The organism is Microbacterium fluminis, from assembly GCF_051549805.1.
Lineage (GTDB): Bacteria > Actinomycetota > Actinomycetes > Actinomycetales > Microbacteriaceae > Microbacterium.
In genome coordinates, this window is the sequence record NZ_CP196042.1 from 323,452 (window position 1) to 335,871 (window position 12,420).

A 12,420-nucleotide genomic window follows, 5' to 3' on the forward strand; every position below is an offset into this window, starting at 1 on the left:
CGTGTACCAGCTCGAGAACGTCACGAAGGTCTACCGCGGACCGCGCGGTCCGGTCACCGCGCTCGACGACGTCAGCCTCACCGTCGAGGACGGCGAGTGGGTCGCGGTGACGGGCCCGACCGGCGGCGGGAAGTCGACCCTCCTGCAGCTGCTGGGCGCGCTCGACCGGCCGGCGTCCGGCACCGTGCGGTTCGGCTCCGGCGACACGACGGCGCAGCTGGACCGCCTGCCCGAGCGCGCGCTCACCTCGCTGCGAGCGCGGCGCATCGGCTTCGTCTTCCAATCGTTCAATCTCATCCCGACCCTGTCGGCGCTGGACAACGTCGTCGCGGCGCTGCGCCCGCTCGGGGTCGGCGGCGGTGCGGCCCGCGAGCGCGCTGCCGCCGCGCTGGACGCCGTCGGCCTCGGAGACCGCGCCGACCACGTGCCGGGAATGCTCTCCGGCGGCCAGCAGCAGCGCGTCGCCGTGGCGCGCGCCCTCGTCAAGGACCCGGACGTCCTGCTCGCGGACGAGCCCACCGGCAACCTCGACGAGCGCATGCGCGACGAGATCGTGTCGTTGTTCGCCTCCGTGTGGGCGGACCGCGGCGTCACGGTCGTCATGGTGACCCATGACAGCCGTCTCGCCCGGAGGGCGGGGCGGACCGTGCACCTCGCCGACGGTCGCCTCCGGCCGGGGGCGTAGGCGCGACGACTACCGTGGCCCCATGAGGATCCTCGTCGTCGAAGACGACGCGCGCATGGCCGACGTCGTGCGGCGGGCGCTCGGCGAGTCGGGGTACGCGGTCGATGTGCGCGCGGACACCCGATCGGCGCTCGAATCGTTCGAGATCGAGACCTACGACCTCCTGATCCTCGACCTGCTGCTTCCCGGCACCCCCGGCGGAGGGATGGCGCTGTGCGCGCGCGTGCGGGCGGCGGGCAGCGAGGTGCCGATCCTCATGCTCACCGCGCTCGATGCGCCGGGGAGCCGTGTCGAGGGACTGGACGCCGGCGCCGACGACTACCTCACCAAGCCGTTCCATCTGCAGGAGCTCCTCGCCCGCGTGCGCGCCCTGCTCCGCCGTGCGCCGCACGCCGACCGTCCGCTCCTCCAGGTCGCCGACCTCACTCTCGACGCGGCGACGCGGACCGCACGGCGCGGCGGGCGAGTGATCGTCCTCACCGCACGGGAGTTCGCGGTGCTGCAGTACCTGATGCGCGCCCCCGGCACCGTCGTGAGCGCATCGGAGCTCATCGACCATGCCTGGGACGGCAACTACGAGGGCTACAGCAACGTCGTGCAGACCTACATCCGCTACCTGCGCCGCAAGCTGAACGTCGGCGGCGCCCCGGATCTCATCCGCACGCATCGCGGTATGGGGTACTCGGTGCAGGCACCCTGATGTTCCGCACCGCCGTCGTCCGGCTCACCGTGCTGTTCAGCGCTGTCCTGCTCCTGGTGTTCGCGGGGTTCGCCGTCGGTGTGTACGCCTACGTGGTCGCGTCGTTCGACTTCGACAGCGTGGGCGCCTCGGGCTCGGGCGCCATCGACGCCGCCGAGCAGAGCTTCGCCGACCTGCGGTCCGGCCTTCTGGTCGGATGCCTCGTGCTCGCCGTCGTCGTGCCCGTGCTGTGCTGGCTCATGGTGAAGCTGGTCCTCCGGCCCGTACGCCACGGCTACGAGGACCAGCAGCGGTTCGTCGACGACGCGTCGCACGAGTTCCGCACGCCGCTGGCCGTCGTCCAGACGGAGCTGGAGCTCGCCGTCAGTCGGCCGCGCGACGGAGCGGCGTACCGCGCGGCGATCACCCGGGCGCTCGAGCAGGTCGAGCATCTGACGGCGCTCACGAGCGATCTCCTGATGCTGGCACGCGGGAGCTCCATCGATGTGGAATCCGGATTCGGCCCTGTCGACATCGTGGCCGTGGCCGATCGCGCCGCCAGCGATCCGACGGGACGGATCCGCCTTCACGCCCCGCGGCACGCCGTGCTGGTGCGGGGATCGGAGGACCTCCTCCTGCGTGCCGTCGCCAACGTCGTCGACAACGCCCGGAAGTTCTCGGCCGACGACACCCCCGTCGAAGTGCGCGTGGAGGAGCAGGGCGACCGCGTGCGCGTGGAGGTGACCGATCGCGGCGTGGGCTTCGCTCCGGGCGAGCGTGGGCGGGCCTTCGACCGATTCTGGCGCGCACCCGCCGCGCGCTCCCTTCCGGGCAACGGCCTGGGTCTCGCGCTCGTGCTCCAGATCGTGACGGCCCACCGCGGCACGGTGCGCCTGACGGCGGGCTCCGCCGGAGGAACGACCGTCACGATCGAGCTCCCGGCGCTGCGCTAGACCGGCCGCCGGAGGGCTCCCCCTCCGGTGGCGCCGGAATGCGTCATCGTGCCGCTCGCAGGCGAGGATGGCCTCAGAGGGCGGTTCGCGCCACAATGTGCAGATGGGTGCAGGGACGCGCCCCGTGATCCGCACTCCCGATCAACGGATCCGGGTCTTCGTCAGCTCGACGCTGCGGGAGCTCGCGGACGAGCGCGGCGCCGTGCGGGCGGCCGTGGAGCGGCTGCACCTGGCGCCGGTGATGTTCGAGCTCGGGGCCCGGCCCCATCCGCCGCGCGCGCTCTACCGGTCGTATCTCGCCCAGAGCGACGTGTTCATCGGCGTCTACGGCGACAGCTACGGCTGGGTCGCCCCCGACGAGGAGATCTCCGGGCTCGAGGACGAGTACCGGCTCGCGCCGCCCGACATGCCCAAGCTCATCTACATCCGCGCCTCCGGCGGCACGCGCGAGCCCCGGCTGACCGCCCTCATCGACCGCATCCGCAGCGACGACACCGCGGCGTACCTCCCCTTCCACGACGCGACGGAGCTCGGCGACCATGTGGCCCGCGACCTCGCGACGCTGCTCGCCGAGCGCTTCGACCAGTCGCGCGGTGAGGAGCCGGCGCCGGCGGCGGGGCCTGCGGCATCCCTCGTCTCCCGTGTTCCGGTGCCCTACACCCGCACGATCGGGCGGCGGCGCGAGCTCGCCGACGTGCGCGAGCTCCTCGCGAGCGGCGACCAGCGGGTGCTCAGCCTCATCGGCCCGGGCGGAACGGGCAAGAGCCGTCTCGCGATCGAAGCGGCGCGGGAGACGGAGGACCTGTTCCCCGACGGGACGTACTTCGTGCCCCTCGAGGGCGTGCTGGAGCCGCAGCTGCTGCTGCCCACGATCGGGTTCGCCCTCGGCATCCGCGACAACGGCGAGGCCGCGCTCGAAGAGCGGATCTCGCGGGCGCTGGCCGACCGTCGGGTGCTACTCGTGCTCGACAACTTCGAGCAGATCGTGGATGCCGCGCCCGTGCTGGTGCGGCTGTACACCGTCGCGCCGATGGCGAGCTTCCTGGTGACCAGCCGCATCGTGCTGCGCATCCGCGGCGAGCAGGTCTACGAGGTGGGCGGGCTGGTCGCCCCCGGGGCGGACGCGCCGGCGACGCTGCAGCGGGCCCGTCGGTCGGCGGCGTGCCTGCTGTTCGCCGACCGCGCGCAGGCCGCGAAGCCCGGCTTCGAACTCACCGAGGACAACGCCGCCGCCGTCATCGCGATCTGCCGACGCCTCGAGGGGCTGCCCCTGGCGATCGAGCTCGCCGCGGCGAAGATGCGGCTCCTCGCTCCCCAGGGAGTGGCCGACCGGCTGGAGCGGAGCCTGCCGCTGCTCACCGCGGGCGTGCGCGACCTGCCCGACCGCCACCGCACGATGCGCGCGACGATCGACTGGGGCGTCAGTCTGCTGCCCGCGCACGACCGCGACCTGCTCGAAGACCTCGGCGTGTTCGCGACGCGCTTCACCCTCGAGGCGGTGGAGGCGATCAGCCCCGGCCGCTCGTGGGAGGGCGGGTCCCTCGACGGGCTCGCCGCGCTCGTCGACGCGTCGCTGGTGACGCAGACCGAGGTGGAGGGGCGCGCGGTGTTCTCGCTGCTCGCGATCGTGCGCGAGTACGCCCTCGACCACCTCAAGACCCGCGGCGACGCCGACCGCATGCGCGCCGCACACGCCGACCACTACCTCGCTCTCGTCGCGCGCCTCGCGCCCGCGCTGCGCGGCGCCGGGCAGGCCGACGCGGTGGCCGCGCTCGGACTCGAGCTGCCGAACCTCCGCGCCGCGGTGCGCCACCTCGTCTACACCGACCGCCTCGACGACGCGGGCGACTTCGCCTGGGACCTCCTCATCTACTGGTGGATCGCGGGGCTCTTCGGCGGCGTGCGGGTGTGGATGCTGGAGCTGCTCGGCAAGGAGCGACCGATCTCGTCGCACACCCGCGCCGTCGCCTGGTTCTTCGCGCTCTGGGGCGAGATGTGGCAGCGCCCGTCGGCCGAGGTGGTCGCCGGGCTCGCCGAATGCGTGCGACTGTTCGAGGGCAGCGGAGACGCCGATGCCGCGGCCATGTCGCTCGCGGCGCGCGCGACCGCACGCCTGCAGATGCCCGACCCCGACCTCGCCACCGCGACGCGCGAGCTGAACGACGCCGTCGCGCGGCTGCACGAGCTGGGCAACGGCTGGGGCGAGGCGATCACCGAGGTCTCGCTCGGACGCCTGGCGTGGCTGAGCGGCTCCCGCACCGACGCGCTCGAGCACTTCAACACGGCGACCGGGATCGCCGACGGCGCCGGAGACCTCTTCACCCTCTCGGTGGCCGGAAACCACCGCGCCCGCATCCTGCTCGCCCGCGGAGAGGTGGATGCCGCGGAGGAGGGGTGCGTGCGGACCCTCCTGGTGTCGATCCGGCTGCACCACGAAGAGGGGATCGCCTACGGGCTGGAGGGTCTGTGCGCCGTCGCGGCGGCGCGCGGGGACGGCCGGCGTGCGGGCCTGCTGTCGGCGGCGGCCGCCGGCATCCGTCATCGCATCGGCGTCTTCGACGTGGAGGCGTTCACGGTGCACACCCCGCAGCTCGACGCGATGCGCGCCGCCGACCCCGAGGCCGTCGCCGCCGGCGAGCGGGAGGGCGCCGATCTCACCGTCGCCGAGGCGATCGCCGCCGCGCTCCCTGGTCGGGAGGTCGACCTGACGGGCTGGTGAGCACCGGGGTCAGGAGGTCGGACGGGCGTGACGGAACCGGATGCGCGTGCCCGGCCGCACCTGTGCGAGAAGGTCGAGTGCGGCATCCGTCACGACCGCGATCACGGGGTAGCCGCCCGTGACCGGTCCGTCGGCCAACAGCACCGTCGGACGCCCCGAGGGCGGCACCTGCAGAGCGCCCGGCACCATGCCCTCGCTGGGCAGTTCGCCGGCGCGCACGCGGTCGAGCTCGGGGCCGTCGAGCCGCACGCCCACCCGGTCGGCGTCGGCGGTGACGGTCCAGACGGCGTCGTAGAGACGGGAGAGGGCGGATGCCGCGAACCAGTCGGCGCGCGGACCGGGGGCGAGCTCCACGACGACCTCGTCGTCGGCGGGCGCGGTCCACGGGAGGGACTCGCCCGTCGGGATCGGCGCCGTGGCGCCATCGCCGACCGGCAGCTCGTCGTCGGCGCGCAGGACCGCCGGCCCGAGCCCGGCGAGCCGGTCGGTCGCGCGCGAGCCCGCCGTCCGCGGCGCGTCGATGCCGCCGCGCACGGCGACGTACGCCCGCACGCCATGGGCGAAGGGCTCCAGGCGCAGCTCGGCGCCGGCCGGCCACGCGTGGGCCTCGTAGGGGTCGATCTCGCGGCCGTCGAGGCGGATCGCGCCCCACGCGCCGGTCACCGCGACCCACAGGTCGGACGTCGCCACGGCGGCGAACCCGCCGAGTGTCGCCTCGATCGCCGCGGCCCCCGCAGGGTTGCCCAGCAATCGGTTCGCGGTGCGCAGCGCGCCTCGGTCGAGCGCTCCGGAGCGGGCGACGCCGAGCGCCGCGAGCCCCGGCCGACCGAGATCCTGCACGGTCGCGAGCGGCCCGGGCGCGACGATCCGCAGCGCGATCACTCGGCCACCTCGCGGAAACGCACGGCGGTGCCCGGGGCGAGGAGGGCGGGCGATTCCGCATCCCCGTCGAAGAGCACGGTGCCCGCCTCGAGCGTGCCGATGAGCCGCCACCCGCCCGGTGTCTCGCGCGGATACGCGCCGCTGAAGGCCCCCGCGAGCCCGACCGCCCCCGCCGGCACGCGCGTGCGGGGAGCGTCGAGACGCGGGACGTCGAACGGCCACGCCTCGCTCACGAGGTAGCCGAAGCCGGGCGCGAAGCCCGTGAACGCGACCGACCACGCGGCGTCGCGGTGGCTCTCCGCGAGATCGCGCGGGGCGACGCCGAGCAGGTCGGCCGTCGCCGCGAGGTCGGGACCGTCGTAGCGGATGCCGAGGGTCACGGTGCGTGCGGGCAGGGGCGGAGTCGCGGCATCCCCTCCGCCGTCGGCGGCGTGCTCGATCCAGGTCCGCGCGGCCGCCGCGGGGAGCACCCGGGGATCGAACGCGACGAGCAACGTGCGGGCGGCCGGCACGAGGTCGGCGACCCCATCGGGCCGCGACGCGGCGAGCCGCGCGCGCAGGGCGAGCACCGCGGCGAGGTCGTCGACCTCGGCCAGAAGGGCGCGCTCCCCCATCGGCAGCACCCGCACGCCGCTCACGCGGTCACCGACCGCTCACCACGGTGCGGCCACCTCGATGCCGGCCCCGGCGAGCGCGGCGCGGACGGCGCGGGCCATCGCGACGGCGGCGGGCGTGTCGCCGTGCACGCAGAGGGATGCCGCGTCCACCGCCACCAGCGCCCCGTCGACCGCCTCGACCGTGCCGTCGGCGACGAGGCGCACGGCGCGCGCGGCGACGGTCGACGGATCCTCGAGCAGCGCGCCCGGCATCGCGCGCGGCACGAGTCCACCGTCGGGGAGGTATCCCCGATCGAGAAACGCCTCGCGCACGAACGGCAGCCTCGCGCGCTCGGCGGCCGTGGCGATCTCGCCGCCGAGCCCCAGGATCGGGATGCCTCGACCCGCCGTCTCCGACAGCGCTGCCACCGCCGCCACCACGGCCTCGGCCTGGGCGCGGTCGACGGTGAGGGCGTGGTACAGCGCACCGTGCGGCTTCACGTAGCGGATGTCCGCGCCCGCGGCGGCGAGTGCGGCGAGCTGTCCCCCGATCTCGACGCGCAGGACGGCGGGATCGGGGTTCTGCGCCGTGCGGCCGAAGTTCGCGCGGTCGGCGTAGGAGGGGTGGGCGCCGACGGCGACGCCGGACCGAGCGGCCCGAGCGACCGAGGCGCGCATGGACGCGGCATCCCCCGCGTGTCCGCCGCAGGCGATGCTGGCGCTGGAGATGAGGGTGAACATCGCGTCGTCGTCGGCCGTCGGCTCGCCGTCGACCGTCTCGCCGAGGTCGGCGTTGAGGTCGATGCGCGCCATGCCGCCCACGCTACCGGCGCCGGATAGCGTGGGGGGATGGCCAGAGCGCGGGTGGAGCCCGACGAGCATCCGCACCGGCGGCTGTCGGACGGCACGATCGCGCGCGTCGTCCCCTCCGGGTTCACGTCGGGGTTCGAGCTCGTCGTCGACGGCACCCCCCAGTCGCACGTCGACCTCGACGATCCGCGTCACCTGCACTTCGAGTACGTCGCGCGCATGGCCGCGGTGATCGATCAGCTCCGGATGCCGGGTCAGCCGCTCACGGCGGTGCACCTGGGCGCCGGGGCGCTGACGATCCCGCGGTACGTCGAGGCGACCCGGCCGGGGTCGCGCCAGCAGGTCATCGAGCTCGAACCGGCGCTGCTGGAGCTGGTGAAGGAGGTGCTCCCGCTCCCCCGCGGCGCGGCGATCCGCACGCGCGTCGGCGACGCGCGCGACGGGATGTCCCGCCTGCCCTCCGCCCTCACCGGCGTGGTCGATCTCGTCGTGTCGGACGTGTACGCCGGCGCACGCACCCCCGCCCACCTCACGTCGGTGGAGTTCTACCGCGCCGCGGCCGCCCTCCTCGCGCCCGAGGGGGTGCTGCTGGTGAACGTCGCCGACGGCTCCGGACTGGCGTTCGCCCGCCGCCAGGTCGCCACGGTAGAGGCGGTGCTCCCCCACGTCGTCGTGCTCGCCGAGGTGCAGGTGCTCAAGGGCCGCCGCTTCGGCAACCTCGTGGTCGCCGCATCCGCCGCCCCGCTCCCCACCACGTGGCTGCCGCGGCTGATGGCCGCCGGTCCCCACCCGGCGAAGGTCGCGCAGGGCGACGAGCTGGCGGAGTTCGCGCGCGGCGCGCGGATCGTCACCGACGCGGACGCCACGCCGTCGCCGCGACCCGCGACATCCCTCTTCGAGCGCTGAGCCGCCGGGCCGGCGATCGGAAGCCCCTCGGCTCGAGCGGTCGCGACACGCCGTACCGGTCGACCGCGGCACGGCGTGTCGCGACCGTTCGGGGCGGGTTGCGGCGTGGGTGCGCGGGCTCCGCGGCGACCCGGGGCAGACTGTCAAGGCGATGCGAGCGGGAAGGAGTCGGCGGTGAGCTATATCCGCGGATACGACAGCGAGACGCTGCGGGAGATCGTCGACACCCGGGAGTGCGCCGAGCGGCTCGACGAGATCGGCGAGCAGCGCAGTCTGCCCGCCCTGCTCGAGCGCGTCTGGCTGCTGAAGGTGCTCGATCGTCTCGAAGACGCGCTCGTCGTCTCGGAGCAGTCGGTGCGCGTCGCGCGCATGGCCGGCACGCGCAAGGATCTGCTGCGGGCGCGCATCCTGCACGCGACGGTGATGCAGTTCCGCCGGGCGTACGCCGCCGCCGAGCAGGAGCTGACCATGTGCGCGGAGGAGGCCGAAGGCCAGGGCTGGTCGGGCATCGCCGCGTTCGCCTACCAGCACCGCGGCAAGGCGCACTACGAGGCGGAGGAGTTCGATCTCGCCCGCGCCGACTTCAAGCGGGCGCTGTTCCTGCGCCAGGATTCCGGCACACCCGACGAGAAGCTGGAGTCGACGCTGCTGGCGATCGACGCCGCCGACCGCCGACGCATCCGCGCCACCGTCGCCAGCTGAGTGTCGTAGGTCTGTTCTAGCCTTCCGCCATGTCGGATCTTTCTCGTGTGCGCCACTGGGGCGAGGCGCTCATCGCCCTGCACCTCGACGACTCGTGGTCGTTCGCGTTCGATCACGCCAAGCGCCGCGCCGGCCAGTGCGACTACACCCACAAGCGCATCACGGTCTCGCGCTACCTCGCGGCGCGCTACGACGACGACACCAACCACCAGACGCTGCTGCACGAGGTGGCCCATGCCCTCGCCGGCGCGGCGGCCGGGCACGGTCCGCGATGGAAGCGCGTCGCGCACGATCTCGGCTACGTCGGCGGGGTGACGCACTCCGGCGAGACCGCGACCGAGCTGGCACCCTGGGTCGGCACGTGCCCGGCCGGACATGTCGCCTACCGCCACCGCCGCCCGACCCGCGCCACCTCGTGCGTGAAATGCGCACCGCGGTTCGACGACCGCCACCTTTTCGAGTGGCGCCGTCGCGAGATCACCACGGCGACGCGGCTCGCGGCCCTCACCCCCCGCTGACCGCCGCGCGCGGTGCGGGCTCGTCGTCGGAGCCGTCCCCGGTTGCCGAGGTGGTGCGACGATGGACCATGCGCATCCTGCTGAAGTTCACGATCGACTGCGATGCGGATGCCGCGTGGCGGGCCGTGCACTCGCCCCGGGCGGTCGCCGAGCTGTACGGTCCGCTGCTCGACCTCGCCCCGCTCGCAGCCGAAGGGCTCCCGTCGTCGTGGCGGCCGGGCGACGACGCGCCGGTGCAGCTGTCCCTGGCCGGAGTGGTGCCGATGGGACGGCAGCTCATCTCGGTGAGCGAGCGGCACACGTCCGACTCCCGGGGAGCGGTACGGATCTTCCGCGACAGCGGCATCCCGCTCACCGGCCCTCTGGCGAGCCTCGACGTGTGGGATCACCAGATGGCGATCTCGCCCGCACCGGGCGACTCCGGCCGCACCCTGTGGCGGGATCGCCTCGTGATCGGCGGCCCCACCGCCCCGGCACTGTGGCCGGTGCTGTGGACCATGTGGCAGTGGCGCGCGGCGCGCGTGAAGGCCCTCGCCCCGACGTGGGCGCACGACCCCGAGCACGACCCCGAACCCGAGTACGGGTCCGAGGAGCGGTGATCGGTCGGGGAGCGGATGTCGCAGCCCGCCCCGGCCGGCGGCATCCGTCCTACTCGGCGAGCGCCTCCACGGGGGCGACGCGCGTCGCCAGTCGGGTGGGCACCACGGCCGCGACGAGCGTGAGGACGGCGGTCGCCAGGATCACCGCCACGACCGGCCACAGGGGCACCGCCGGCAGCACGAACGTCGACGCGGGACCGTCGGAGGCGCGCACCGGAACGGTGCCGAGCAGCGACTGCGCGCCGATCCAGCCGTAGGCCGTGCCGAGCACGAGCCCCGTGAGGAGGGACGCGACCGTGATGTGCGCGGCCTCCAGCAGCACCATGCGCCGCACCTGACCGTTCGACACCCCGAGGGCGCGGAGCAGTCCGAGCTCGCGGCGGCGCTGCACGACGCCGATCGTGAGGAGGTTCACCAGCCCCACCGCGGCGATCACGGCCGAGAACCCGACGAGGCCCATCATGATGCCCGAGAAGGTGTCCAGCAGCGTCGCCATCTCGGCGGGCAGCTCTCCGCCGGAGGTCGCGGTGAGCACGGACTTCACCGATTCGATCGCGACGGCGAACATCGTCACGAGCGTCACGCCCATGACCACGCCGATCGCCATGCGCGACGAGCGCTCGGGGTAGCGCAGTGCGTTCTCGGCGGCGAGGCGGGCGGGGGCGGAGCGCCCGAAGATCCGCCCGATCAGCCGCAGCACGGGCGGCATCACCAGGGTGGCGCCCACGGCGAGACCGGTGAACGACAGGATGCCTCCGACGAAGGCCACGATCACTCCGAGAGGGGTGATCAGCCCCACGAGGACACCCGCCGCGAGCAGCATCCCGCCGAGCACGAACAGCACGATCGCAGCGGCATTGCGCCGGGTCCGGCGGGTGAGCGTCTCGTGCGCCGCCTCGACCGACCCGCCGAGAGACTGCAGCGGCGTCACGGTGAGCACCCTGCGCGATCCCGCCCACGCCGCGGCCCACGTCGTGAGGGCCACCACCACCGCGGGCGCCAGCAGCGCCGGCTGCAGGAGCGTGAACGACGTCTGCCCGGTGCCCAGCAGCGTTCCGGCCAGCCAGACGCCGGCCGCGGCGACGACCGTGCCCGCGACGAGACCGATCGCCGCGCCGATCGCGCCGACGGCCATGCCCTGCCGTGCGACCTCCGCGCGCTGCGACCGGGCGGAGGCGCCGATCAGCCGCAGCAGCGCGATGCGCCGGGTGCGGCCCGCGATCACCGTGGCGAAGGTGTTGGCCGTGACGATCGCCGCCACGTAGACGGCGACGCCGATCAGCACGAACGAGAGGAATCCGAGCACGAACGCGAGGGTCTCGCTGTTCCCGACGTAGGGGTCGGCGCGCAGCAGAGCGCCGATGTAGTCGGTCGCGACGAGCAGCACGACGCCGAACGCGCTCGACAGCGCGGCCACGAGCACGCTCGCACCCATGCCGCGCTCGCGCAGCCACGCCAGGGGGACGGATGCCGCGGGCCGAGGCATCCGCTCCGCCACGGCCGCCGCGGTCATGCCGGCACCTGCGTCGCGGTCGGAGTCGATGCGGTCGCCGGCGCCGGGGCGGTCGGGTGCGCGGCGCTCCCGGACACCGCGAGCTCCGACGCGAGCATGTAGGCGCCGATCTCCTCGGCACTCTGCCGCGGCTTGTCGGCGACGAGGCGCCCGTCGCCGAGGAACAGCACGCGGTCGGCGTGCGACGCGGCGATCGGGTCATGCGTGACCATCGCGATCGACTGGCCGTGATCGCGGCTCGCGGCGGCGAGGAGCCCCAGCACCTCGCGGCCGCTGCGGGAGTCGAGGTTGCCGGTGGGCTCGTCGGCGAACACCAGGTCGGGTCCGGTCGCGAGGGCGCGGGCGATCGCGACGCGCTGCTGCTGGCCGCCGGAGAGCTGGTGCGGGCGATGCCGCAGCCGGCCGCCGAGGCCGAGGGTGTCGATCAGCCCGTCGATGCGCGCGCGCTCCAGCGCGCTCGGGCGACGGCCGTCGAGGTCGAAGGGCAGCAGGATGTTGCCGAGCGCGTCGAGTGTCGGCACGAGGTTGAAGGCCTGGAAGACGAACCCGACGCGGCGGCGACGGAGGATCGTGAGCTCGAGATCGGAGAGACCGGTCAGCTCGGTGTCGCCGATCCACGCGCGGCCGGAGGTGGGCGCGTCCAGCCCGGCCATCACGTGCATGAGGGTGGACTTGCCGGATCCCGACGGCCCCATGATCGCGGTGAACTCGCCGCGACGGATGCCGACCGAGACGCCGTCGAGGGCGCGCACGGTCGATTCGCCGGTGCCGTAGGACTTGGTCAGCTGCTGGACGTGGGCGGCAAGGCCCAGGTCGGTGGAGGTCATCTGCATGCCATCGACGCTAGGAAGCGGATGG

13 protein-coding genes are annotated in these 12,420 nt (G+C 74.1%); 8 read left to right on the forward strand and 5 right to left on the reverse strand.

What is annotated here, in order from left to right:
* Window position 1 precedes the first annotated feature (1 nt).
* The 4 genes from ACSJDX_RS01450 to ACSJDX_RS01465 all read left to right on the forward strand — a co-directional run bounded on the left by ACSJDX_RS01450 (window position 2) and on the right by ACSJDX_RS01465 (window position 5,036).
* Window positions 2–685: an ABC transporter ATP-binding protein gene (locus ACSJDX_RS01450; protein ID WP_438353822.1), complete on the forward strand. Its 684-nt coding sequence runs from the start codon at window positions 2–4 to the stop codon at window positions 683–685.
* A 22-nt stretch (window positions 686–707) separates the two neighbouring features.
* Window positions 708–1,385: a response regulator transcription factor gene (locus tag ACSJDX_RS01455; protein WP_438353823.1), complete on the forward strand. Its 678-nt coding sequence runs from the start codon at window positions 708–710 to the stop codon at window positions 1,383–1,385.
* The gene (locus ACSJDX_RS01460) at window positions 1,385–2,317 is read left to right on the forward strand and encodes a sensor histidine kinase (RefSeq protein WP_438353824.1); all 933 of its coding nucleotides are present in this window, start codon (window positions 1,385–1,387) and stop codon (window positions 2,315–2,317) included. The genes ACSJDX_RS01455 and ACSJDX_RS01460 overlap by 1 nt, the downstream gene beginning before the upstream one ends.
* Window positions 2,318–2,420: 103 nt before the next feature.
* Window positions 2,421–5,036, forward strand: a complete 2,616-nt coding sequence (locus ACSJDX_RS01465) for a DUF4062 domain-containing protein (RefSeq protein WP_438353825.1) — start codon at window positions 2,421–2,423, stop codon at window positions 5,034–5,036.
* A 9-nt stretch (window positions 5,037–5,045) separates the two neighbouring features.
* On the opposite strand, the gene ACSJDX_RS01470 is transcribed toward ACSJDX_RS01465, so the two are convergent.
* From ACSJDX_RS01470 to ACSJDX_RS01480, 3 genes are read right to left on the reverse strand one after another with little or no spacing between them, the layout of a single operon-like run.
* The gene (locus ACSJDX_RS01470) at window positions 5,046–5,918 is read right to left on the reverse strand and encodes a biotin-dependent carboxyltransferase family protein (protein WP_438353826.1); all 873 of its coding nucleotides are present in this window, start codon (window positions 5,916–5,918) and stop codon (window positions 5,046–5,048) included.
* Complete coding sequence (locus ACSJDX_RS01475) at window positions 5,915–6,556, reverse strand: 5-oxoprolinase subunit B family protein (protein WP_438353827.1); 642 nt, start codon at window positions 6,554–6,556, stop codon at window positions 5,915–5,917. The genes ACSJDX_RS01470 and ACSJDX_RS01475 overlap by 4 nt, the downstream gene beginning before the upstream one ends.
* A 15-nt stretch (window positions 6,557–6,571) precedes the next feature.
* A complete protein-coding gene (locus ACSJDX_RS01480) occupies window positions 6,572–7,327 on the reverse strand; it encodes a 5-oxoprolinase subunit PxpA (RefSeq protein ID WP_438353828.1) in 756 nt (251 codons plus the stop codon).
* Window positions 7,328–7,363: 36 nt separating this feature from the next.
* On the opposite strand from ACSJDX_RS01480, the gene ACSJDX_RS01485 reads away from it, so the two are divergent.
* The 4 genes from ACSJDX_RS01485 to ACSJDX_RS01500 all read left to right on the forward strand — a co-directional run bounded on the left by ACSJDX_RS01485 (window position 7,364) and on the right by ACSJDX_RS01500 (window position 10,049).
* Window positions 7,364–8,230: a spermidine synthase gene (locus tag ACSJDX_RS01485; protein ID WP_438353829.1), complete on the forward strand. Its 867-nt coding sequence runs from the start codon at window positions 7,364–7,366 to the stop codon at window positions 8,228–8,230.
* 174 nt (window positions 8,231–8,404) lie between these two features.
* On the forward strand, window positions 8,405–8,932 hold the full coding sequence (locus ACSJDX_RS01490; protein WP_438353830.1) for a hypothetical protein: 528 nt from the start codon (window positions 8,405–8,407) through the stop codon (window positions 8,930–8,932).
* A 29-nt stretch (window positions 8,933–8,961) separates the two neighbouring features.
* Window positions 8,962–9,450, forward strand: a complete 489-nt coding sequence (locus ACSJDX_RS01495) for a SprT-like domain-containing protein (protein ID WP_438353831.1) — start codon at window positions 8,962–8,964, stop codon at window positions 9,448–9,450.
* A gap of 68 nt (window positions 9,451–9,518) precedes the next feature.
* Window positions 9,519–10,049, forward strand: coding sequence for a hypothetical protein (locus ACSJDX_RS01500; RefSeq protein ID WP_438353832.1), 531 nt, complete (start codon window positions 9,519–9,521; stop codon window positions 10,047–10,049).
* A gap of 49 nt (window positions 10,050–10,098) precedes the next feature.
* Here ACSJDX_RS01500 and ACSJDX_RS01505 read toward each other — a convergent pair whose 3' ends face one another.
* Window positions 10,099–11,562, reverse strand: coding sequence for an FtsX-like permease family protein (locus ACSJDX_RS01505; protein WP_438353833.1), 1,464 nt, complete (start codon window positions 11,560–11,562; stop codon window positions 10,099–10,101).
* Window positions 11,559–12,395 (reverse strand): ABC transporter ATP-binding protein, encoded by an 837-nt coding sequence (locus ACSJDX_RS01510; RefSeq protein WP_438353834.1) that lies wholly within the window; start codon window positions 12,393–12,395, stop codon window positions 11,559–11,561. Before ACSJDX_RS01510 ends, ACSJDX_RS01505 begins: the two co-directional genes overlap by 4 nt.
* Between the last annotated feature and the right edge of the window lie 25 nt (window positions 12,396–12,420).

Excerpts from the sequence above, each read along its gene's own strand:
- ACSJDX_RS01455 (WP_438353823.1), top strand. The coding sequence starts at position 708 with ATGAGGATCCTCGTCGTCGAAGACGACGCGCGCATGGCCGACGTCGTG.
- ACSJDX_RS01460 (WP_438353824.1), top strand. The coding sequence starts at position 1,385 with ATGTTCCGCACCGCCGTCGTCCGGCTCACCGTGCTGTTCAGCGCTGTC.
- ACSJDX_RS01465 (WP_438353825.1), top strand. The coding sequence starts at position 2,421 with ATGGGTGCAGGGACGCGCCCCGTGATCCGCACTCCCGATCAACGGATC.
- ACSJDX_RS01480 (WP_438353828.1), bottom strand. The coding sequence starts at position 7,327 with ATGGCGCGCATCGACCTCAACGCCGACCTCGGCGAGACGGTCGACGGC.
- ACSJDX_RS01485 (WP_438353829.1), top strand. The coding sequence starts at position 7,364 with ATGGCCAGAGCGCGGGTGGAGCCCGACGAGCATCCGCACCGGCGGCTG.
- ACSJDX_RS01495 (WP_438353831.1), top strand. The coding sequence starts at position 8,962 with ATGTCGGATCTTTCTCGTGTGCGCCACTGGGGCGAGGCGCTCATCGCC.
- ACSJDX_RS01500 (WP_438353832.1), top strand. The coding sequence starts at position 9,519 with ATGCGCATCCTGCTGAAGTTCACGATCGACTGCGATGCGGATGCCGCG.
- ACSJDX_RS01505 (WP_438353833.1), bottom strand. The coding sequence starts at position 11,562 with ATGACCGCGGCGGCCGTGGCGGAGCGGATGCCTCGGCCCGCGGCATCC.
- ACSJDX_RS01510 (WP_438353834.1), bottom strand. The coding sequence starts at position 12,395 with ATGCAGATGACCTCCACCGACCTGGGCCTTGCCGCCCACGTCCAGCAG.